The 20,995-nt window shown below is 66.4% G+C and carries 25 protein-coding genes; 14 read left to right on the plus strand and 11 right to left on the minus strand.

Annotated features, from left to right (window positions below; genetic code table 11):
• The first annotated feature begins 18 nt into the window (after nucleotides 1-18).
• The 11 genes from rsxC (at nucleotide 19) to GGD90_RS03670 (ending at nucleotide 8,509) form a co-directional block, all read left to right on the plus strand.
• On the plus strand, nucleotides 19-1,386 hold the full coding sequence (rsxC, locus tag GGD90_RS03620) for an electron transport complex subunit RsxC (RefSeq protein WP_153115911.1): 1,368 nt from the start codon (nucleotides 19-21) through the stop codon (nucleotides 1,384-1,386).
• Complete coding sequence (locus GGD90_RS03625) at nucleotides 1,383-2,522, plus strand: RnfABCDGE type electron transport complex subunit D (protein WP_153115912.1); 1,140 nt, start codon at nucleotides 1,383-1,385, stop codon at nucleotides 2,520-2,522. Before rsxC ends, GGD90_RS03625 begins: the two co-directional genes overlap by 4 nt.
• Nucleotides 2,519-3,229, plus strand: a complete 711-nt coding sequence (locus GGD90_RS03630; RefSeq protein ID WP_221227647.1) for an FMN-binding protein — start codon at nucleotides 2,519-2,521, stop codon at nucleotides 3,227-3,229. Before GGD90_RS03625 ends, GGD90_RS03630 begins: the two co-directional genes overlap by 4 nt.
• The gene (gene rsxE / locus GGD90_RS03635; protein ID WP_153115913.1) at nucleotides 3,226-3,882 is read left to right on the plus strand and encodes an electron transport complex subunit RsxE; all 657 of its coding nucleotides are present in this window, start codon (nucleotides 3,226-3,228) and stop codon (nucleotides 3,880-3,882) included. Before GGD90_RS03630 ends, rsxE begins: the two co-directional genes overlap by 4 nt.
• Nucleotides 3,875-4,453, plus strand: coding sequence for an electron transport complex protein RnfA (locus GGD90_RS03640; RefSeq protein WP_153115914.1), 579 nt, complete (start codon nucleotides 3,875-3,877; stop codon nucleotides 4,451-4,453). Before rsxE ends, GGD90_RS03640 begins: the two co-directional genes overlap by 8 nt.
• A 2-nt stretch (nucleotides 4,454-4,455) precedes the next feature.
• Nucleotides 4,456-4,638: a hypothetical protein gene (locus GGD90_RS03645; RefSeq protein ID WP_153115915.1), complete on the plus strand. Its 183-nt coding sequence runs from the start codon at nucleotides 4,456-4,458 to the stop codon at nucleotides 4,636-4,638.
• Nucleotides 4,639-4,744: 106 nt separating this feature from the next.
• Nucleotides 4,745-5,305: a YqgE/AlgH family protein gene (locus GGD90_RS03650; RefSeq protein ID WP_153115916.1), complete on the plus strand. Its 561-nt coding sequence runs from the start codon at nucleotides 4,745-4,747 to the stop codon at nucleotides 5,303-5,305.
• Nucleotides 5,298-5,762: a Holliday junction resolvase RuvX gene (gene ruvX, locus GGD90_RS03655; RefSeq protein ID WP_153115917.1), complete on the plus strand. Its 465-nt coding sequence runs from the start codon at nucleotides 5,298-5,300 to the stop codon at nucleotides 5,760-5,762. Before GGD90_RS03650 ends, ruvX begins: the two co-directional genes overlap by 8 nt.
• A gap of 36 nt (nucleotides 5,763-5,798) precedes the next feature.
• Nucleotides 5,799-6,305, plus strand: a complete 507-nt coding sequence (pyrR, locus tag GGD90_RS03660; protein ID WP_153115918.1) for a bifunctional pyr operon transcriptional regulator/uracil phosphoribosyltransferase PyrR — start codon at nucleotides 5,799-5,801, stop codon at nucleotides 6,303-6,305.
• Nucleotides 6,298-7,257, plus strand: coding sequence for an aspartate carbamoyltransferase catalytic subunit (locus tag GGD90_RS03665; RefSeq protein WP_153115919.1), 960 nt, complete (start codon nucleotides 6,298-6,300; stop codon nucleotides 7,255-7,257). Before pyrR ends, GGD90_RS03665 begins: the two co-directional genes overlap by 8 nt.
• Nucleotides 7,258-7,261: 4 nt before the next feature.
• Nucleotides 7,262-8,509, plus strand: coding sequence for a dihydroorotase (locus GGD90_RS03670; protein WP_153115920.1), 1,248 nt, complete (start codon nucleotides 7,262-7,264; stop codon nucleotides 8,507-8,509).
• 57 nt (nucleotides 8,510-8,566) lie between these two features.
• Here GGD90_RS03670 and GGD90_RS03675 read toward each other — a convergent pair whose 3' ends face one another.
• Genes GGD90_RS03675 through GGD90_RS03690 form a run of 4 tightly spaced genes read right to left on the minus strand, consistent with a single transcriptional unit; the run spans nucleotide 8,567 to nucleotide 11,021 of the window.
• A complete protein-coding gene (locus GGD90_RS03675) occupies nucleotides 8,567-8,857 on the minus strand; it encodes a DUF167 domain-containing protein (protein WP_153115921.1) in 291 nt (96 codons plus the stop codon).
• Between the two features lie 9 nt (nucleotides 8,858-8,866).
• Nucleotides 8,867-9,412 (minus strand): YggT family protein, encoded by a 546-nt coding sequence (locus tag GGD90_RS03680; protein ID WP_153115922.1) that lies wholly within the window; start codon nucleotides 9,410-9,412, stop codon nucleotides 8,867-8,869.
• Nucleotides 9,409-10,257, minus strand: a complete 849-nt coding sequence (gene proC, locus GGD90_RS03685; RefSeq protein ID WP_153115923.1) for a pyrroline-5-carboxylate reductase — start codon at nucleotides 10,255-10,257, stop codon at nucleotides 9,409-9,411. Before proC ends, GGD90_RS03680 begins: the two co-directional genes overlap by 4 nt.
• A 59-nt stretch (nucleotides 10,258-10,316) precedes the next feature.
• Nucleotides 10,317-11,021: a YggS family pyridoxal phosphate-dependent enzyme gene (locus tag GGD90_RS03690; RefSeq protein WP_153115924.1), complete on the minus strand. Its 705-nt coding sequence runs from the start codon at nucleotides 11,019-11,021 to the stop codon at nucleotides 10,317-10,319.
• Nucleotides 11,022-11,132: 111 nt separating this feature from the next.
• On the opposite strand from GGD90_RS03690, the gene GGD90_RS03695 reads away from it, so the two are divergent.
• Together GGD90_RS03695 and GGD90_RS03700 are read left to right on the plus strand one after the other, a co-directional pair.
• Nucleotides 11,133-12,176: a type IV pilus twitching motility protein PilT gene (locus GGD90_RS03695; protein ID WP_153115925.1), complete on the plus strand. Its 1,044-nt coding sequence runs from the start codon at nucleotides 11,133-11,135 to the stop codon at nucleotides 12,174-12,176.
• Nucleotides 12,177-12,234: 58 nt separating this feature from the next.
• Entirely contained in the window at nucleotides 12,235-13,371 is a 1,137-nt protein-coding gene (locus tag GGD90_RS03700) for a PilT/PilU family type 4a pilus ATPase (RefSeq protein ID WP_153115926.1), read from the plus strand.
• Between the two features lie 323 nt (nucleotides 13,372-13,694).
• Here GGD90_RS03700 and GGD90_RS03705 read toward each other — a convergent pair whose 3' ends face one another.
• The 3 genes from GGD90_RS03705 to GGD90_RS03715 are packed head-to-tail and all read right to left on the minus strand — an operon-like array spanning nucleotide 13,695 to nucleotide 16,140.
• Nucleotides 13,695-14,837 carry a THUMP domain-containing class I SAM-dependent RNA methyltransferase gene (locus GGD90_RS03705; protein WP_153115927.1) on the minus strand — a complete coding sequence of 381 codons (1,143 nt, stop codon included), beginning with the start codon at nucleotides 14,835-14,837 and terminating at the stop codon, nucleotides 13,695-13,697.
• A gap of 8 nt (nucleotides 14,838-14,845) precedes the next feature.
• A complete protein-coding gene (locus tag GGD90_RS03710; protein ID WP_153115928.1) occupies nucleotides 14,846-15,259 on the minus strand; it encodes a CopD family protein in 414 nt (137 codons plus the stop codon).
• A complete protein-coding gene (locus GGD90_RS03715) occupies nucleotides 15,247-16,140 on the minus strand; it encodes an SDR family oxidoreductase (RefSeq protein WP_153115929.1) in 894 nt (297 codons plus the stop codon). The genes GGD90_RS03710 and GGD90_RS03715 overlap by 13 nt, the downstream gene beginning before the upstream one ends.
• Nucleotides 16,141-16,280: 140 nt before the next feature.
• On the opposite strand from GGD90_RS03715, the gene GGD90_RS03720 reads away from it, so the two are divergent.
• Nucleotides 16,281-17,438, plus strand: coding sequence for an EAL and HDOD domain-containing protein (locus GGD90_RS03720; protein ID WP_221227648.1), 1,158 nt, complete (start codon nucleotides 16,281-16,283; stop codon nucleotides 17,436-17,438).
• 36 nt (nucleotides 17,439-17,474) lie between these two features.
• Here the strand turns inward: GGD90_RS03720 and GGD90_RS03725 are convergent, their stop codons facing one another.
• Genes GGD90_RS03725 through GGD90_RS03740 form a run of 4 tightly spaced genes read right to left on the minus strand, consistent with a single transcriptional unit; the run spans nucleotide 17,475 to nucleotide 20,938 of the window.
• Nucleotides 17,475-18,179 (minus strand): ABC transporter ATP-binding protein, encoded by a 705-nt coding sequence (locus tag GGD90_RS03725; RefSeq protein ID WP_228273675.1) that lies wholly within the window; start codon nucleotides 18,177-18,179, stop codon nucleotides 17,475-17,477.
• Nucleotides 18,172-18,942, minus strand: coding sequence for an ABC transporter ATP-binding protein (locus GGD90_RS03730; RefSeq protein WP_153115932.1), 771 nt, complete (start codon nucleotides 18,940-18,942; stop codon nucleotides 18,172-18,174). Before GGD90_RS03730 ends, GGD90_RS03725 begins: the two co-directional genes overlap by 8 nt.
• Nucleotides 18,939-20,018 carry an ABC transporter permease subunit gene (locus GGD90_RS03735; protein WP_407690631.1) on the minus strand — a complete coding sequence of 360 codons (1,080 nt, stop codon included), beginning with the start codon at nucleotides 20,016-20,018 and terminating at the stop codon, nucleotides 18,939-18,941. Before GGD90_RS03735 ends, GGD90_RS03730 begins: the two co-directional genes overlap by 4 nt.
• Complete coding sequence (locus GGD90_RS03740) at nucleotides 20,015-20,938, minus strand: branched-chain amino acid ABC transporter permease (protein ID WP_153115933.1); 924 nt, start codon at nucleotides 20,936-20,938, stop codon at nucleotides 20,015-20,017. Before GGD90_RS03740 ends, GGD90_RS03735 begins: the two co-directional genes overlap by 4 nt.
• Nucleotides 20,939-20,995: the final 57 nt, after the last annotated feature.

Raw genomic sequence — 20,995 nt, forward strand, 5'->3', positions numbered from 1 at the left:
GCGGCAACAGAGCGAGCCATGAAAATCTCTTCGTTTTTTCGCGGTGAGGCGTTCCAGCGCGGCATTCACCCGCCGTCGCAGAAGCTGACGGCGAACACGCCGATCCGCCGCCTGCCGTTTGCGCCGCGTCTGGTCGTGCCCTTGTCGCAGCACATCGGCAAGCCGCCGCGCGCCATCGTCCGCGTCGGTCAGGAAGTCGTTCGCGGTCAGCCGATCGCGCGCACCGACGACTGGCTGTCGATCCCGCACCACGCGCCAGCTTCCGGTATCGTCGAAGCGATCGAGCTGCGCCCGAGCGCCCGCGGCCCGTGGGCGACGGCGATCGTCATCCGCGTGCACCCGGGCTCAAGCCAGGAAGACCTGTGGGGCGAAGCGCGCGACCTGTCCGCGGCAAGCGGTCAGGACATCCTGCAGGCGATCTGGGATACCGGCATGGTCGGTCTGGGCGGCGCCGCCTTCCCGACGCACGCCAAGCTGTCGGTACCGAAACAGGCGAAGGCGCACACGCTGGTGGTCAATGGCTGCGAGTGCGAGCCCTACCTCACCTGCGACCACCGCGTCATGGTCGAGGAAGCCGACCATCTGATCACCGGCATCCATTTCGCGCTGCGTGCCACCGGCGCGCTGCGCGCGATCATCGGTGTCGAAGACAACAAGCCCGAGGCGATCGACATGATCGACGCGGCGATCGCGCGCAACAAGGCGAGCGGCCGCCACCCGGAGCACGAGATCTTCGTCGAGGCGGTGCCGACCAAATATCCGCAGGGTTCGGAAAAGATGCTGCTGATGGCGCTGTTCGGCGTCGAGGTGCCGGCTGGCGCCTTGCCGATCTCGCTCGGCATGGTGGTCAATAACGTCGGCACGCTGGCGGCGCTCGGCCGCCTGCTGCCGCTCGGGCAGGGACTTACCGAGCGCGTCGTCACCGTCACCGGCCCCGGCGTCGCGCGTCCCGGCGATTACCGCGTGCCGCTCGGCACGCCGCTCAAGTTCATCCTCGACTATGCCGGCGCGCCGGCCGAATCGCGCCAGGTGATCCTCGGCGGGCCGATGATGGGGCAATCGATCCCGACGCTGGACATCCCGATCACCAAGGGCGTTTCCGGCGTGCTCGTCTTCCGCGGCGACGACATCTCGTTCCGCGAGCGCCACCGCATCTATCCGTGCATCAAGTGCGGCGAGTGCGTCGAATCGTGCCCGATGGGACTCAACCCCTCGCAGCTCGGCATGCTCGCGGGCAAGCGCGACTACGAGCTGATGGGCGAGCAATACCACCTCGGCGACTGCTTCGAATGCGGCTGCTGCACCTACGTCTGCCCGTCGAACATTCCGCTCGTTCAACAATTCCGCATCGCCAAGCAGATGCTGCGCGAAAGGGCTGCCAAATGAGCGCACGCATCGAACTGCGCACGGCGCCGCACGTCAAGGGCCGGCGCACGGTCGAAAAGATCATGCAGCAGGTGGTCTTCTCGCTGCTGCCGATCTGTCTTTTCTTCATCTACCAGTACGGCATTTCGGCGGCGGCGCTGATCATCGTCGTCACCGCCTCCTGCCTCGCCACCGAGCGCCTGTTCGTTCGTCAGGGCGGTCAGGCCGGCGACGTTTCCGACTGGTCGGCGACGATCACCGGCATCCTGCTGGCGCTGTCGCTGCCGCCGGGCTTCCCGCTGTGGATGGGCGCCGTTGCCGGCATCGTCGCCATCGCCATCGGCAAGTCGCTGTTCGGCGGCATCGGGCGCAATGTCTTCAACCCGGCACTGGTCGGTCGCGCCTTCGTGCAGGCGGCGTTCCCGACGGCGATCGCCAGCTACACGCCGTCCTTCCTGCCCGGCCGCTTCAGCGAGTTCATCCCCTCGTCGCTGGCGCTGCCGTTCATGCAGCCGGCGTCGACCGAGGCCTGGGTCAAGGCGATGCCGATCGACGCGCTGACCAGCGCGACACCGCTCGCCAAGTGGAAGTTCGACGGCATCGTCGCCGGCGCCGACGAGCTGCTCACCTCGCTCGCCGGGCACATGGCGGTCGGCCCGTCGCCGCTGCTGATCCTGATCTGCGGCGCCTATCTCGCGTCGCGCCGCTACCTCGACTGGCGCATTCCGGTGTCGATCCTCGGCGCCGCCGGCATCACCGCGCTGGCGCTCTACGGTTTCGACCCGGTGCGTTACCCGAACCCCTTCTTCATGCTGCTTTCCGGTGGTCTGGTGCTCGGTGCGGTGTACATGGCGACCGACATGGCGACCTCGCCGGTGACGCCGAAGGGCATGTGGGTGTACGGCGCGCTGATCGGCGTACTGACCGTGGTCATCCGCTACTACAGCGGCCTGCCCGAGGGCGTGATGTACGCGATCCTGATCGCCAACGCCGCCTCGCCGCTGATCGAGAAGATCACGCAACCGACGCCGTTCGGCCGCGGCCGTGGCGGTCGCGTGCGCCGCGCCACCTATCCGCTGCACCCCTCGTACATTTCGCGTGAAGAAGACGGCGCCAGCGCGCCGAAGAAGCTCTTCAAACCGAAGGTGAAGTCATGAACGCGCCCCAGCCTCCCGAGTCGTCGAGCGCTCCTGTCCCGCCGAGCGCGCCCACCACGCCGACGGCGGCGATGATCCGCACGCTCGGCCTGGTCGCGACCATCTGCGGCCTGATCATCGTCGGCGCCTACCAGGGCTCGTTCTCGGCGGTGCAGGAAAACAAGCGCATCGCGCTCGAACGCGCGGTGTTCAAGGTGATTCCGAGCGCCAGGTCGATCGGCGAGTATTTCGCCACCGCCAACGGCGTCACGCCGGCGAGCGGCGATACGCCCCCCGGCGCCATCCGCTTCTACGCCGGTTACGACGCCGACGGCAAGCTCGCCGGCGTTGCCGCCGAAGGCGCCGCCAAGGGCTACGCCGACGTCGTGCGCATCCTCTTCGCGTGGATTCCCGAGTGCCAGTGCGTCACCGGTTTCGGCCTGGTGTCTTCGCGCGAAACGCCCGGCATCGGCGACAAGATCCTCGTCGACCGCGACTTTCTGGCCAACTTCAAGGAGCTCGACGTTCGCCTCAACGCTGACATGAACGCGCTCGCCAACGAGGTAAAGACGGTCAAGCACGGCACCAAGACGCAGCCGTGGCAGATCGACGCGATTTCCGGCGCGACGATCACCTCGCGCGCGGTCGGCCGCGGCATCAACGAAGCCGCGCAGGCGCTGCTGCCGCGCGTCGCCCCGCACCTCGATTCGATCAGGACCAAGCCATGAACCTCGGCCAAGCGAAAACCTTCGATGAATTCATGGAGGGCATCTGGCGCCAGAACCCGGTGTTCGTGATGGCGCTGGGCATGTGCCCGACGCTCGCCGTCACCGTCTCGGCGATCAACGCGCTGTCGATGGGCGTCGCCACCACCTTCGTGCTGATCTGCTCGTGCCTGCTGGTGTCGCTGCTGCGCCGGGTGATCCCGAAGGAGGTGCGCATCGCCACCTACATCGTCATCATCGCCACCTTCGTCACCGTCACCGACTACGCCATCCAGGCGATCAGCCTGACGCTGTACGACGCGCTCGGTGCCTTCATCCAGCTGATCGTCGTCAACTGCGTCATCCTTGGCCGTGCCGAGGCGCATGCCTCGAAGGTCTCGCCGCTGACGGCGGTGATCAACGCCGCGGGCATGGGCGCCGGCTTCACCATCGGTCTGCTGGCGCTCGGAACGGTGCGCGAGATCTTCGGCAACGGCACGCTGTTCGGCATTTCGCTCTTTGGCGCCAACTTCCAGCCGTGGGTGATCATGGTGCTGCCACCCGGCGGCTTCTTCGTTCTTGGCGGCTGGCTGCTGCTCTTTGCCTGGTGGGCAAAGCGCCGCGACAAGGCCGCGCTGCCGGCCGACAAGGCTGCGGAGGGTCACCAACATGCATGAGTCAGCCGCCCAGATATTCATCAGCGCGCTCTTGGCGAACAACTTCGTTCTCGCCATGTTCCTCGGCCTGTGCCCCTTCCTCGGCGTCTCCGCGCGCCTCGATACGGCCTTCCCGATGGGCGTGGCGACCACTTTCGTCATGCTCGTCGCCTCGCTCTGCGCCTTCGGCCTGAACCTGCTGCTTTCGTCGCTGCATCTAGAGTTCCTGCGCCTGATCTCGTACATCGTGATCATCGCCTCGGCGGTACAACTGGTCGAAATGGTGCTGAAGAAGCGCAGCCCGACGCTGTTCCGCGCGCTTGGCATCTTCCTGCCGCTGATCACGACCAACTGCGCGGTACTCGGCGTCGCGCTGTTCCAGACCGCACGCGAATACGACTTCCTGCAGTCGCTGGCCTTCAGCCTCGGCGGTGGCGCCGGCTTCACGCTGGCGCTGGTGCTCATGGCCAGCGTGCGCGAACGCCTGCAGCTCTCGGACGTGCCGGGCATTGCGCAGGGAACGGCGATGACGTTGGTGCTCGCCGGCATCCTCTCGCTCGGCTTCATGGGCTTCGCCGGCATCGGCAGCTGATCGTGCTGACGACACTTGCTGCCATTGCCGCGATCTTCGCGCTGCTCGCCGGTGGCATCGCCGTCGACCGCGTCTACCGCCGCTTTGCCGCGCGCAACCCCGAGCTCGGGCCGTATCGCAGCAGTGACGGTTGCAGCTGCTGCGCGCAACGCGACAAGGGCTGTTCGGCCAGCAGTTGCGACTGAGCAGGGCGGCGCAGCGGCGGTGCTCGGCCGCTGCGCGAAGAGCGGCGCGCACGACATCTCCGGCCAGGCGCTTGGACTCGCGCGTCGACGCCGATAGAATGCCGCCATGCACAGCGTCAATCTCACCGACCACTTCCTGATCGCCATGCCGGCGATGGGTGACCGGTTTTTCGCGCGTTCGCTGGTCTATATCGCCGAACACAACGAGCGCGGCGCGCTCGGCCTGATCGTCAACCGACCGACCGACATGAATCTGGCGACGCTGCTGGAAAAGATCGAGACGCCGGTCAAGGCCGCCGCTCTGGTCGAGCAGCCGGTCTATTTCGGCGGCCCGGTGCAGACCGACCGCGGCTTCGTGCTGCACCGGCCGATCGGCCGCTGGCAATCGACGCTGGCGGTGAACGAGCGCATCGGCCTGACCAGTTCGCGCGACATCCTGCAGGCAGTCGGCGAGAGCGGCGAACCGGGCGACCTGATCGTCACCCTCGGCTATTCGGGCTGGTCGGCGGGCCAGCTCGAGCAGGAACTCGCCGATAACGCCTGGCTGACGACGCCAGCCGACGAACGCATCCTCTTCGACATGCCCTTCGTCGACCGGCTCGACTCGGCAATGAAGAGCCTCGGTATCGATTTCACGCAGCTCGCCGGGGAAGCCGGCCATGCCTGAAACGGCCGCAACGCCGCCGCCGGCTGCCCGGCCGGGCGGCGCGGTGCTCGCTTTCGACTTCGGCGAAAAACGTATCGGCGTTGCCATCGGCGAGACCTCGCTGGCGCAGGCGCACCCGCTGACCGTCATCAACACCGCCGCCAACGCCGAGCGCTTCGCCGCCATCGCGGCGCTGATCAAGGAATGGCAGCCGGTGTGCCTGGTCGTCGGCCTGCCCGTTGCACTCGACGGCACGCCGCATGCGATGACCGCGCGCTGCACGCGTTTTGCCAATCAGCTGCGCGGCCGCTTCGCGCTGGCGGTAGACTATGCGGAGGAACGCCTCTCGTCCTTCGAAGCCGGCCAGTTCCTGCGCGAAAGCGGCCACGACGCGCGTTCGGCGCGCGACAAGATCGACGCCGTCGCCGCGCAGATCATCCTGCAGTCCTACTTCGAAGCGCATGCCGACGCCCGCTGACTACCCCGTTCGCCTCACAACCGGAAGACACTCCCGATGCTGCCTGCTGAACTCCCCGACGCCGAGGCGCAATGCGCCGAACTGGCGGAAATGATCAGACCTCATCTTGCCCCCGACAGCGCGCTGATCGGCATTCACAGCGGCGGCGTCTGGATCGCCCGCCGCCTGCGCGAACTGCTCGGCCTGCAGGAAGAAATCGGCCTGATCGACGTTTCCTTCTACCGCGACGACTTCTCCGAAAAGGGCCTGCACCCGCAGGTACGGCCGACCTCGATTCCCTTCTCGGTCGAAGGCCGGCCGCTGATCCTCGTCGACGACGTGCTGTTCACCGGCCGCACCACGCGCGCCGCGATCAACGAACTGTTCGACTACGGCCGGCCGGCGCGCGTCGATCTCGCCGTTCTTGCCGACCGCGGCGAGCGCGAACTGCCGATCGAGCCGCAGTTCTGCGCCTGGCAGATCGACCTCGACGACGACGAGGAACTGATCCTCGAGTCTGCCGACGACGGCCACCTGCACTGGAGGGTCGCCCGCGATGCGTAATCCGCAACTCAATGACGCCGGCGAACTGACGCACCTGCTGTCGACCGACGGCCTGCCGCGCGAGGTGATCACGCAGATCCTCGACACGGCGTCGAGCTTCCTTGAAATCTCGACGCGCGACGTGAAGAAAGTACCGCTGCTGCGCGGCAAGAGCGTCTTCAACCTCTTCTTCGAAAACTCGACGCGCACGCGTACGACCTTCGAGATCGCCGCCAAGCGGCTGTCGGCCGACGTCATCAACCTCGACGTATCGCGTTCGTCGACAGCCAAGGGCGAAACGCTGCTCGACACCATCGACAACCTCGTCGCCATGCACGCCGACATGTTCGTCGTCCGCCATGCCTCGTCGGGCGCGCCCTACCTGATCGCCGAACACCTGCAGCGCGTCGGCCGCGACGACGTGCACGTGGTCAATGCCGGCGACGGGCGTCATGCGCACCCGACGCAGGGCTTGCTCGACATGTTCACCATCCGCCACTACAAGCAGGACTTCAGCCAGCTGACGGTGGCCATCGTCGGCGACATCCTGCACTCGCGCGTCGCCCGCTCCGACCTGCACGCGCTGGCCGCACTCGGCACCGGCGAGGTGCGCGCCGTCGGCCCGCAGACGCTGCTGCCGTCGGCGCTCGACAAGATGGGCGTGCGCGTCTGCCACGACCTCGCCACCGGTCTGCGCGACGCCGACGTGATCATCATGCTGCGCCTGCAGAACGAACGCATGAACGGCGCACTGTTGCCGTCGGCACGCGAGTACTTCCACTGTTACGGGCTGACGCCGGCGATGCTGGCGCTGGCCAAGCCCGACGCCATCGTCATGCATCCGGGACCGATGAACCGCGGCGTCGAGATTGACTCGGAAGTCGCCGACGGGCCGCAGGCGGTGATCCTGCCGCAGGTCACTTTCGGTATCGCCGTGCGGATGGCGGTGATGAGCATTCTGGCGGGGAACTGAAACAATGCGCACTCAGATCATCAACGGCCGCCTGATCGACCCGAAGAACGGCGTCGACGGCACGCTCGATCTCTTCATCGCCGACGGCCGCATCGCCGCCATCGGCACGCCACCGCCCGGCTTCGTCGCCGAGCGCACGATCGATGCCGCTGGCGGTATCGTCTGCCCCGGGCTGGTCGACCTGTCGACGCGCCTGTCGGGAATCGAAACCGAACTCGCGGCCGCCGTCGCCGGTGGCGTCACCTCGCTCGCCTGCCCGCCCGACACCAATCCGCCGCTCGACGAACCGGGGCTGGTCGATCGTCTGGTGCGGCGCAGCGCCGCGCTCGGTCTGGCGCGCGTCTACCCGATCGGCGCGCTCACGCAGCAGCTTGGTGGCGAACGTCTGGCCGAAATGCACAGCCTCGCCCGCGCCGGCTGCATCGGTTTCTCGCAGGCCAAGAAACCTGTCCAGGACCGTCTGGTGCTGCTGCGCGCGATGCAGTACGCTGCCACTTTCGGTTACGCCATCCGTCTGCAGCCGCAGGATTACCAGCTGGCTGCCGACGGCGTCGCGCACGACGGCGAGGTCGCCTCGCGGCTCGGCCTCGCCGGCATTCCGGTCTGCGCCGAAACGGTCGCCGTCTCCAGCAGCCTCGAACTGGCGCGCGCCACCGGCGTCCGCCTGCATCTGGCGCGGCTCTCGTCGGCCGCCGGCATCGCGCTGGTGCGCGCCGCGCAAGCGAGCGGCGACAAGGTCAGCTGCGACGTGTCGATTCACCACCTGCACCTGACCGAAGCCGACATCGGTTTCTTCGACAGTAGTGCGCGCTTCGATCCGCCGCTGCGCGCGAGCAGCGACCGCGAGGCGCTACGTGCTGCCGTCGCCGACGGTGTCGCCGCGATCAGCTCCGACCACACGCCGGTCGACGAGGACGGCAAGCAGTTGCCCTTCGCCGAAGCCGACCCCGGCGCCACCGGACTCGAACTGCTGCTGCCGCTGACGCTGCGCTGGGCGAACGAAACGGCAACGCCGCTGCCGACGGCGCTGGCGCGTATCACCAGCGACCCGGCGGCAATCCTCGGCATCAGTGCCGGGGCGCTGGCTGTCGGCGACGCCGCCGACATCTGCATCTTCGACCCGGAAGCGCGCTGGCAGGTCAGCGCCGACGCGCTGTTCAGCCGCGGCAAGAACACGCCCTTCCTCAACCAAGAACTTGCCGGACGCGTGCGCACGACGCTGGTCGGCGGGCGCGTCGTCTTCGGCGCCTGAGCGGCGCTAGGCGCGTGCGGCTTGCCGGCGACAGCGCCGGCCGGCAGAACGGCCGACTCAGCCGCCGAGCAGGCGGCTTTCAGCGTCGGCCGGCGCGCCGCTGACTTCGATGCGCTTGCGCCGGCTGCTCTGACCGCTCTTCAGCGTCAGCGCCGACTTCGGCAAGCCGAGACGCGTGGCGAGGAAAGCGATCAGCGCTTCGTTGGCGCGGCCATCGACCGGCGGCGCCGCCAGACGGATTTTCAGCGCGTCGCCATGCACGCCGACGACCTCGCTCTTCTTGGCGCCGGGCTGGATATGCAAGGTCAGCAGGCAGCCGCCGGCAACGGCATCCAGCCACTCGGCCATCGGCCAGACTCAGAGAAAGAAGAGGACGAGCTGCAACAGCAGCAGCACGACCAGCGGCGACAGGTCGATGCCGGCGATCGGCGGCACGACGCGCCGCACTGGCGCGAGGAAGGGCCGCGTCAGCTGGTTGAGCGGTTGCGCCAGCGGCGAATACGGTGCCACCCACGACAGCACCGCCTGCACGATCAGCGCGCCGATCAGCAGATAGAGACACAGGCGCAGCGTCGCCAGCAGCCCCTGCCACAGGGCCAGCGCGACGATGCTCTCGAGCGGCACCAGATCGAAACCGCCGCGGCTGGCGACCAGCGCCAGCATCAGCAGTACCTGCGCCACATACACCGGCAGCAGGCTGGCAAGATCGAGGCCGAACAGCCCCGGCAGGATGCGCCGCAGCGGTTTCACCAGCCAGTTGGTCAGCTGCACGACGAAAGCACCGACCTGATTGGCGAAAGAGACGCGAAACGCCTGCATGAAGAAGCGCAGCAGTAGCGCGACGCTGAAGAAGCCGAGCAGCGTGTCGAGCAGGAACAGTCCCGCCTGCGTCGCCGTACTCATGGCTTGCCTGCCGCGGGAGGAGTGACAGCGACCGGGTCGGCACCGAGTTCGACACCGAGCTCGCGGCTGCGCCGGTCAGCGGCGAGAACGCCGGCGACGATGCCTTCCTTGACGCCGTGCTCGGCCATCGCCGCCAGCGCCGCGGCGGTGGTACCGCCCTTGGAGGTGACGCGTTCGCGCAGCACGCTTGCCGCTTCGCTCGACTGCGCCGCCAGACGCGCGGCGCCGAGCGCGGTACCGACCGACAGGCGGCGCGCATCGTCGGCGGAAAAGCCGAGTTCGCTGGCGGCCTGCTGCATCGCCTCGATCAGCAGGAAGAGGTAGGCCGGGCCGCTGCCCGAGACGGCGGTGACGGCGTCAATCTGGCTTTCGTCGGCGACCCACAGCGTTTCGCCGACGGCGCGCAGCACGCGCTCGGCCGCATCGCGCTCGTCGGCCGAAACGGCCGGCGCGGCACACAGGCCGGTGATGCCGGCGCCGATCAGCGCCGGCGTATTGGGCATCGCGCGCACCAGCCGGGCGTGGCCGCCGAGCCAGCGCGACAGATCATCGATGCGTAGGCCGGCAGCGATGCTGACCACCAGCTGCCGCTCGAGCAGCGGTGCCAGCGCCAGGCAGACGGCGCGCGCCTGCTGTGGCTTGACGGCCAGCACGACGACGTCGCAGGCGAGCGCGGCAGCGTCGGCGACACCCTGCGTGCGCACGCCGAAGGAGCGTTCGAGGCGAGCCAGACTCTCCGGCGAAATATCGACGGCACAGAGATCGGCGGCAGCAAAACCGGTATTGACGAGACCGCCGATCAGCGCGTTGGCCATGTTGCCGCCGCCGATGAAGGTGATTTTCATGCTCGGATTCCTGAAAACGAAAGTTGGGACAGAGGATAGCAGCGGATCACGGCGTCGGTTTAAACCGACGCGCTACGGTCGCCGAAGATGGCGGTGCCGATGCGTACCAGCGTCGCGCCTTCGGCAATCGCCGCTTCGAGATCGTGTGACATGCCCATCGACAACGTATCGAGCGGCAGGCCGTCGGCGCGCAGGCGCTCGAAGAGCTGGCGCAACTCGCGGAAGGGTGCGCGCTGCGTGGCCGGATCGTCGCTTGGTGCCGGAATCGCCATCAGCCCGCGCAGGCGCAGTTGCGGCAGCGCGGCGATTTGCCGTGCCAGTTCGGACACATCGTCCGGCGCGACGCCGCTCTTGCTCGCCTCGCCGCTGACGTTGACCTGCAGACAGACCGACAAGGGCGGCAGACCGGCGGGACGCTGTGCCGAAAGGCGCTCGGCGATTTTCAGCCGATCAACAGAATGCACCCAGGCGAAGTTCTCGGCCACCGGCCGCGTCTTGTTGCTCTGCAAGGGGCCGATGAAATGCCATTCGAGTCCGCCAGGCGACTCTGTCGCGGCGAGCGCGGCAATCTTGTCGAGCCCTTCCTGCAGGTAGTTTTCGCCGAAAGCACGCTGCCCGCAGGCAGCAGCATCCAGCACGCAGGTGGCAGGCCAGGTCTTGCTCACGGCGAGCAGCGTCACGCTTTCGGGGGCACGGCCGACAGCGCGGGCGGCGGCGTCGATGCGCGCGCGCACGGCTTGCAGGTTGGCGGCGATTCTAGTCATAATCAGGCGGCGCAAGGCATGCGGCGAGTATAACACCAGCCCCAGCCGCCCCCTCGCCACCTGCCGGACCCGCCGTCCGCCCCCCCGCCTCCAGCCCAAGGATTCCTCCTGATGGACATCACCGAGTTGCTTGCTTTCGGCGTCAAGAACAAGGCGTCCGACCTGCACCTTTCGTCGGGCCTACCACCGATGATCCGTGTGCACGGCGATGTCCGCCGCATCAACCTGCCGGCAATGGAGCACAAGGACGTACACGCGATGGTGTACGACATCATGAACGACGGCCAGCGCAAGCATTACGAAGAGACGCTGGAGTGCGACTTCTCCTTCGAAATCCCCAATCTGGCGCGTTTCCGTGTCAATGCCTTCGTCCAGCACCGCGGCGCCGCCGCCGTCTTCCGCACCATTCCGTCGAAGGTGCTGACGCTCGAAGAACTCAACTGCCCGAAGATCTTCAAGGACATCGCCGAGTATCCGCGCGGCATCGTTCTCGTTACCGGACCGACCGGCTCGGGCAAGTCGACGACGCTGGCGGCGATGGTCAACCACGTGAACGAAAACGAGTACGGCCACATCCTCACCGTCGAGGACCCGATCGAATTCGTCCATGATTCGAAGAAGTGCCTGATCAACCAGCGCGAGGTCGGGCCGCACACGCTTTCGTTCTCGAACGCGCTGCGCAGCGCGCTGCGCGAAGACCCGGACGTGATCCTCGTCGGCGAAATGCGCGATCTGGAAACGATCCGTCTCGCGCTCTCGGGCGCCGAAACCGGCCACTTGGTGTTCGGCACGCTGCACACCTCGAGCGCGGCAAAGACGGTCGACCGTATCGTTGATGTTTTCCCCGCCGCCGAGAAGGAAATGGTGCGCGCGATGCTCTCCGAGTCGCTGCGCGCGGTCATTTCGCAGACGCTGCTGAAGACCAAGGACGGACAGGGCCGCATCGCGGCGCACGAAATCATGATCGGCACGCCGGCCATCCGCAACCTGATCCGCGAGAACAAGGTCGCGCAGATGTACTCGTCGATCCAGACCGGGCAGCAGTTCGGCATGCAGACGCTCGACCAGAACCTGATCGAACTCGTTCGCCGCAATCTGGTTTCCCCGGCGGAAGCGCGCAGCAAGGCTGCCAACAAGGACAACTTCCCCGGCTAAGCCGCCCCAATTCGCAGAATCGGCAGCGACCGCCCACAATTCCCGGAGAAGTCTGCACATGGAACGCGATCAGGCACTGAAATTCATGCACGACCTGCTGCGCCTGATGGCGCAGAAGAAGGGTTCGGACCTGTTCATCACCGCCGGTTTCCCGCCGGCGATCAAGATCGACGGCAAGGTGACGCCGGTATCCAACCAGGTGCTGACGCCGCAGCACACCTCGGAACTGGCGCGCTCGATCATGAACGACCGGCAAGCGGCCGAGTTCGAGTCGAGCAAGGAGTGCAACTTCGCCATCTCGCCGGCCGGCATCGGCCGCTTCCGCGTCAATGCGCTGGTGCAGCAGGGCCGCGTCGCCGTCGTCCTGCGCACCATCAACATGAGCATTCCGACGCTCGACGAACTCAACCTGCCAACCGTGCTCAAGGACATCGCCATGACCAAGCGCGGTCTGGTGATCTTCGTCGGCGGCACCGGCACCGGCAAGACGACCTCACTGGCGGCGCTGGTCGATTACCGCAACCGCAACAGTTACGGGCACATCATCACCGTCGAGGACCCGATCGAGTACATCCACGAGCACAAGAACTGCATCGTCACGCAACGCGAAATCGGCGTCGACACCGACTCCTGGGGGTCGGCGCTGAAGAACACGCTGCGTCAGGCACCCGACGTCATCCTCATGGGCGAAATCCGCGACCGCGAAACGATGGACTACGCGGTGGCCTTCGCCGAGACGGGCCACCTCTGTCTGGCGACGCTGCACGCCAACAACTCGAATCAGGCGATCGACCGCATCATCAACTTCTTCCCGGAAGAGCGCCGCCAGCAGCTGCTGATGGACCTCTCGCTCAACCTGCGCGCGCTCGTTTCGCAGCGCCTGCTGCCGCTGCGCGACGGCAAGGGACGCACCGCGGCGATCGAGGTGCTGCTCAACTCGCCCTTGATCTCCGACCTGATCTTCAAGGGCGAAGTGCACGAGATCAAGGAGATCATGAAGAAGTCGCGCGAACTCGGCATGCAGACCTTCGACCAGGCGCTGTTCGACCTCTACGAAGCCGGCCGCATCAGCTACGAGGACGCGCTCAGGAACGCCGACTCGATCAACGACCTGCGCCTGCAGATCAAGCTGCACGGCAAGGAGTCGAAGGATCGGGATCTGTCGGCCGGCATCGGCCACCTCGACATCGTCTGATCACTCGCTCGGCGATACTGCGTTGAAGGGATCGCGGCTCGGGGCGGCCCGTCGCTCGCGATCAATCGGCCTATCCCCCAACCCCTTCCCCGAGGGAAGGGTGATCACGGTTCGGCCGACCCGCGGCCTCCATGTAAACGATGGCGGCACCTCGCCGCGGCGCTGCCACCGTCTCGTTGCCGCACAGCTTGCCGCCTTGTCTCGCCTTCGCCTTGACTGGGGCGGGATCGCGCTCCGGACTTGATTCCCTGGCGCCAAAGAATTCTGGAGGCGCGCCGCCGGCACGGGCCGAGTAATTCCTTAGCTCCAGCCCCGTGCTTGCGCTACTTCGGCCGGTTGCTCCCGGCGACCATCCTGAACTCGTACAGCCGGCACTCGAGCGCGCCGTTGTAGAGCGGCGTCTTGCGGCTCGGCGACAGGCGCATCAGTTTCGGCATGCGCGTGTCGGCGGTGAAGATGTGGCAGTTCCAGCCGGCGAAGCTGCGCTTCAGCGCGCTGCCGAGCAGCGGGTAGAAGGTCGCCAGTTCTTCGAGTTCGGACAGGCGTTCGCCGTAGGGCGGGTTGGCGACCATGACGCCGGCCGGCGCCGGCGCGTCGAGATCAAGGATGTCGGCTTCGATCAGTTCGACCGCGTCGAGCAGATCGGCGCGGTCGAGGTTGGCGAGCGCCGCACGCAGCGCCACCGGGTCGCGGTCGGCACCGTAGATATTCGCCGGTGCCACCGGCAGTTCGCGGGCGTGAGCGTCAGCCAGCAGCTTATTCCAGACGCCGGCATCAAAGCTCGCCAGACGCATAAAACCGAACTCGCGGCGCGCACCCGGCGCGATGCCGAGCGCCAGCTGCGCGGCCTCGAGCAGGAAGGTGCCGCCGCCGCACATCGGGTCGAGCAGCGGCGCTCCCGGTTGCCAGCCGGAAAGACGCAGGATGCCGGCGGCGAGGTTTTCCTTCAGCGGCGCGGTCACCGTCTTCTGGCGCAGGCCACGCTGGTGCAGCGGCGCGCCCGAAGTGTCGACGTAAAGAGTACAGCGGTCGGCGGTGAGAAAACCGGAAATGCGCACCTCGGCGGCGCGCGTATCGACGCTCGGCCGGGCGCCGGTTTCGCGGCGAAAGCGGTCGCAGACCGCATCCTTGATGCGCAGCGTCGTGAAATCGAGGCTCTTCAGCGGACTCTTCACCGCGGTGATGTCGACGCGGATCGTCCGCTCGACGGCAAACAGGCGCGGCCACGGCACCTCGAGCGCCAGCTTGTAGACGTCTTCCTCGCGCGCATACGCCGCTTCGGCAACGCGCCAGAGAATGCGCGTGGCGATGCGCGAGTTGAGGTTGGCGGCGTAACAACTGGCCCAGTCGCCGCGGAAATGCGCGCCGCCCGGCAGGGTCTGGATGTCGATCGCGCCGGCAGCGGCGAGATCCTCGGCGAGCAGCGGTTCGAGACCGCGCGGGCAACTGGCAAAGAATTTTTCCACGGTATTTCCTAGAACGGCTTCAGGACGACGAGAAAGACGACGGCGAACATCACCAGCACCGGCATCTCGTTAAACCAGCGGAACCAGACATGGCCGCGCGTGACACGGCCGGCGCGAAAGCCGGCGAGCAGACGGCCGCAGTAAAGGTGGTAAGCAACGAGTACGACGACCAGCGCCAGCTTGGCGTGCAGCCAGCCGCCGGCGAAGCCGTAGCCGAGCCACAGCCAGGTACCGAAAGCCAGTGCCAGCACGCCGAGCGGCGTCATGAAACGGTAGAGCTTGCCGGCCATCAGCAGCAGGCGCTCGCGTTCGGGAGTACCGGGCTCGACCATCGCCAGATTGACGAAGATGCGTGGCAGGTAAAACAGCCCGGCAAACCAGGCGATGACCAACGAAATGTGCAGGGCCTTCAGTTCGAGCATTGCTTGTTCCTTTGTTGCCAGGCCGCCTCGACGCCATCCCCGACCGAGGGATAACGCAGGCGGACCCGGAGTTCGTTCTTGATACGGCAGTTGCTGAGCCGGCGCGACTCGCTTATGAACGAGAGTTGTGCCGGCGAAAGGTGCCGGGCGGCGTCGGCGCGCGCAACGCGTGGCGGATGCGGCAAGCCAAAGCGGTCGGCAACCAGATCGAAATACCCGGCCATCTTCATCGCCGAGTCGTCGCTCGCATTGTAGACGCGGTTGGGCAGTCCGAGCCGCAGCGCGGCGACGGCGATCGTCGCCAGATCGTCGGCGTGGATGTGGTTGGTAAATACATCATCTTCGGCGTTCAACACCGGCAGAGCGGCGCGCAGGCGATCAAGCGGCAGGCGGTCGGCGGCATAGATGCCGGGCGCGCGCAGGATGCTGACGACGACATCGTAACGCCGGCCGAAAGCGCGCAGCTGCCGCTCGGCATCAAGCCGGCGCTGGCCGCGTGCCGTTGCCGGCCGCGCCCGGCGCGTTTCGTCGACACGCTCGCCCATGCAGTCGCCATAGACGCCGCTGGTGCTAATGTAGACAAGGCGCTGTGGTAGACTTTGCCCTTTCGCCAGCGCTGCCAGCAGGCGCCGGGTGCGCAGGTCGATGCAGCCATGCTCGCCGGGTGGTGCCATATGCAGGACGAGATCGGCGATCCCGCCAATGCGCGCGAGACTGTCGGCGTCGTCGAGATCGGCAAGAATGGGGACAGCGCCGGCAGCCCGCCAGACAGCAGCCTTCGCCGGGTCGCGCAACAGGGCGAAGACGCGGTAGCGGGCAAGCAGGGCGGGTAAGGCGCGGCGGGCGACATCACCGCAGCCGACGATCAACAAGTTCTGCACCAGCGGATTTTACCGGATTCGGAAGACAGGAAGAGTCGATGCGTTTTTCGCTCAAAGTCCAGCCGGCGGCCGGCACCGCGTGGCGGACGCAGGTAAACTGTTTTCCCGTTCCGTCTGATCAGCCCACTTAATCGCCCATCATGTCCGACGTCTTCATCACCCGCCAACCGCTGGTCAACCGGCAGAGCCGGATCATCGCGCTGCGCCTGCGCCTGCACGGAGCCAGCGGCGACGCTGCACGCATGCTCAACGCACTGGCCGACGTCTGGCCGCAGGGCGAGCGGCCGGTCTTCGTCGCCTGCCCCGACGCCGACGGCCGCCTGCTCGACTGGAACATTCCGGCCAACGCCACGCTGGAATTTCCCGGTGCCGCCTTTTGCGACGCGCGCGCCGGCGAACTGCTCGCCGCGCTGCACCGGCAACGCCCTTCGCTCTGCCTCGATTACGATGAACAGGCCGGCGAGGCACTCGCTGCCGGCCTCGCTTTCCGCTTCATCGCCTACGACGCGAAGAGCCAGACGGTCGCGCAATTGAAAACGCTGGCGGCAAAGATGCAGCCCTACGGCATCGGCGTCGCGCTCAATGTCGATTCCGAAAAGGCTTTCAAGGCGACGCTGGAAGCCGGCATGACCGCTGCTGCCAGCTGGTTCTTCAAGCATCCGACGAGTGCACCGGCAAAGACGCTGAATCCCGGACAGGCGCACATCATTCGCGTGCTCAATCTGGTGCGCAAGAACGCCGACCTCCGCGAAATCGAAGCCGCGCTGAAGCAGGACGTCGCACTCTCGTACAAGCTGCTGCGCTACATCAACTCGGCCGGGTTCGGCCTGTCCTGCGAAATCCAGTCGTTCCGCCACGCCGTGACCATCCTCGGTTACGGCAAGCTGAACAAATGGCTGTCGCTGCTGCTGGCAACGGCAAGCAAGGCATCGATGGCACCGGCACTGATGCACACGGCGCTGACGCGGGCGCGACTGATGGAGTTGCTCGGCGACGGCCTGGTCGACAGCCAGGAGCACGACAACCTGTTCATCACCGGCGCCTTCTCGCTGCTCGACGCGCTGCTTGGCGTGAGCATGGAACACGCGCTCGAAGCGATGCATCTGCCGCAGCCGATCAGCGATGCGCTGCTTGGCGAGGGCGGCCTCTACGCGCCCTTCCTCGACCTCGCCGCCGCCTGCGAAGGCAACGACCGCGAAGCGCTCGCGGAGCAGGCCGGAATGCTCGGCATCAGCGCCGAACGGCTCAACCGCGCGCAACTGTCGGCGCTGGCTTTCGCCGAGGCGATGGAGTTCTAGCCGCGCAGACGGGCGGGCGGCACCGCCCGCCGCGTTCTACTCGCCGAGATAGGCGGCGCGCACTTTCGGGTCGGAAAGCAGGTCGGCGGCGTCGCCGGTTAGCGTGATCTCGCCGCTTTCCATGACGTAACCGCGCTGGCTGGTTTCCAGCGCCAGCTTGGCGTTCTGCTCGACCAGCAGGACAGTCATTCCCTCGCTGGCGACCGTGCGGATGACCTCGAAAATCTTCTGCACCATGATCGGCGCCAGGCCCATCGACGGCTCGTCAAGCAGCAGCATCTTCGGCCGGCTCATCAGCGCGCGGCCGAGCGCCAGCATCTGCTGTTCGCCGCCCGACATGGTGCCGGCCATCTGCCGCGCGCGCTCCTTCAGACGCGGAAAAAGTCCGAAGATGTGCTCGATGTCGGCAGCAATCGCGTCCTTGTCACTGCGGCAATAGGCGCCCATCTGCAGATTCTCGACGATACTCATGCGCGGGAAGACGCCGCGGCCTTCCGGCACCAGCGCGATACCCGCCGATACCAGCGCATGCGGCGCCAGTTTCGAGATTTCCTCGCCACGGAAACGCACGCTGCCGCCAGCGGCATTGAGCAACCGCGCCAGCGCCTTCAGCGTACTCGTCTTGCCAGCGCCGTTGGCGCCGATTAGCGCCACCATCTCGCCTTCGGCGACGTGAAAATTGATGCCGCGAACGGCCTGGATGCCGCCGTAAGCGACACGGAGTCCGGTAACCTCAAGCAACGGCGCCTCCCAGATACGCTTCGATGACGCGCGGATCGTGCTGCACCACCGCCGGCACGTCCTCGCAGATTTTGGCGCCATAATCGAGCACGGCGACACGGTCGCACAGCCCCATGACCAGTTTGACGTCGTGCTCGATGAGCAGGACGGTGATGCCGTCGGCGCGAATTCCCTCGATCAGCACGCGCAGTTCGGCGGTTTCGGTACCGTTCATGCCGGCGGCCGGCTCGTCGAGCGCGAGCAGCTTCGGATCGGTCGCCAGCGCGCGCGCGATCTCCAGCCGGCGCTGATCGCCGTAAGAAAGGTTGCGCGCCAGATCGTCGGCACGGTCGGCGATATCGACGTAGTGCAGCAGTTCCTCGGCACGCCGGCGGATCGCCGCTTCTTCGGCACAGGTGCGGCGATCGTGCAGCACGGCACCGATGACGCCGGCCGAGGTGCGCACATGGCGACCGACCATGATGTTTTCCATCGCCGTCATGTTGCCGAACAGACGGATGTTCTGGAAAGTGCGTGCGATGCCGCGCTGCGCGGCCTTGTGCGGCGCGCTCGCCACCAGCTTCTGGCCGGCGAAGACGAGATCACCACCATCGGGCGTATACAGCCCGGTGAGCACATTGAAGAAGGTCGTCTTGCCGGCACCGTTGGGGCCGATCAGACCGTAGATCTCGCCTTCGCGGATGGTCAGCGAGACGTCGCGCAGCGCCTTGACACCGCCGAAGTGCTTGGCGATGTTCCTCGCCTCGAGCAGTAGCGCGCTCATGCCGCGCCCCCCTTGAACTCGCGCCGACGTCGCGTCGACGGCCACAGGCCGGCGGGTCGATAAAGCATGACGACGATCAGCGCCAGACCGAAGAGCAGCATGCGCAGCGCTTCCGGATCAAGCAGGATCTTGCCGAACACCGCCTGCTGCACCGGTCCGGCGCCATGGCGGAACAGCTCGGGCAGGATGGTCAGCAGGATGCCGCCGAGGATGACGCCCGGAATGTTGCCCATGCCGCCGAGCACGACCATGCACAGCACCATCACCGATTCCATCAGGCTGAACGATTCGGGGCTGACGAAGGCCTGGAAGCCGGCAAACAGGCCACCGGCGACCCCGCCGAAGGAGGCGCCCATGGCGAAAGCGAGCAGTTTGATGTTGCGCGTGTTGATGCCGCAGGCCTTGGCCGCAATCTCGTCCTCGCGGATCGCCACCCAGGCGCGACCGATGCGCGAATTCTCCAGACGGATGGTGACGAAAACAATCGCCAGTGCCAGCGCCAGGAACAGGTAGTAGTAGGCGTGCAGTGACGGCAGGGTGAAGCCGAACAGGTCGATCGGTTTCGACAGCGAAACGCCGCCGATGCGGATCGGATCGATGCCCGAAATCCCCTGCGGGCCGTTGGTGATATTCACCGGCGCGTTGAGGTTGTTAAGGAAGATGCGGATGATCTCGCCGAAACCGAGGGTGACGATGGCCAGATAGTCGCCGCGCAACCTCAGCGTCGGCGCACCGAGCAGCACGCCGAAGATGCCGGCGACAGCGGCGCCGGCGGGCAGGATCGCCCACATCGGCAGATGCAGGCCGAATTGCGGGCTGGCCAGCAGCGCGTACATGTAGGCGCCGACCGCGTAGAAGGCGATGTAACCCATGTCGAGCAGGCCGGCAAAACCGACGACGATGTTCAGCCCGAGCGCGAGCATGATGTAGAGCAGCGCGAAATCGACGATGCGCAGCCAGGTTGAGCCGGCGGCAGAGCCGATCAGGAAGGGCGCCACCGCCAGCAGGATGCCGATAAGGACAGTCGCGGCGATGGCGGCACGCTTGTCGTGCCGGAGAGCTTCGAATCGCATCATGCGCGCTCCGCGACCTTCTCCCCGACCAGCCCAGACGGCCGGAAAACGAGGACGAGAATGAGGACGAAGAAAGCGAAAACGTCCTGATAGTGACTGCCGAGGAAGCCGCCGGTGAGGTCACCGATGTAGCCGGCGCCGAGCGATTCGATCAGGCCGAGCAGGATGCCGCCGAGCATGGCGCCGGCGAGGTTGCCGATACCGCCGAGCACCGCCGCGGTAAACGCCTTCAGGCCGAGAATGAAGCCCATGTAGTAATGCGCGATCGAGTAGTTGGCGCTGACCATGAAGCCGGCGACGGCGGCCAGCGACGAGCCGATGACGAAGGTCAGCGAGATGATGCGGTTGGTGTCGACGCCCATCAGCTGCGCGATCGACGGATTTTCCGCCGTGGCGCGCATGGCGCGGCCGAGACGCGTGCGCTGCACGAGCAAGGTCAGGCCGATCATCATCAGCGCGGCGATGGCGATGATGGCGACCTGCACGCCGGTGATGGTCGCCTCGAACACCTCGAAGTCCACGGACGGCAGAATCGGCGGGAAAGCATGGTAATTGCGTCCCCAGACGAGCATCGCCACGTTCTGCAAGACGATCGAAACGCCGATCGCGGTGATCAGCGGCGCCAGCTTCGGCGCATTGCGCAGCGGCCGGTAGGCGATGCGCTCGATGGCAAAGCCGGTGGCCATGCACACCGGCACCGCAGCAGCGAGGCCGATCAGCGCCATGACGACGCCGGGCAGACCGCTGCCGAGCAGGAGATTGATGACCGTGAGTGCGACCATGGCGCCGATCATGACCACTTCGCCGTGCGCGAAGTTGATCAGGCCCATGATGCCGTAGACCATCGTGTAGCCGAGCGCGACCAGCGCATAGATGCTGCCGAGCACGAGGCCGTTGATGATTTGTTGAATGAAGATATCCATCGGAGCCTGTTGCCGATCGTCGGTGATGCCGGAGAAACCGGGAATAACGGGGAAAAC

The sequence above is a fragment of the Rhodocyclus tenuis genome, from assembly GCF_014197755.1.
Classification (GTDB): Bacteria; Pseudomonadota; Gammaproteobacteria; order Burkholderiales; family Rhodocyclaceae; genus Rhodocyclus; species Rhodocyclus tenuis.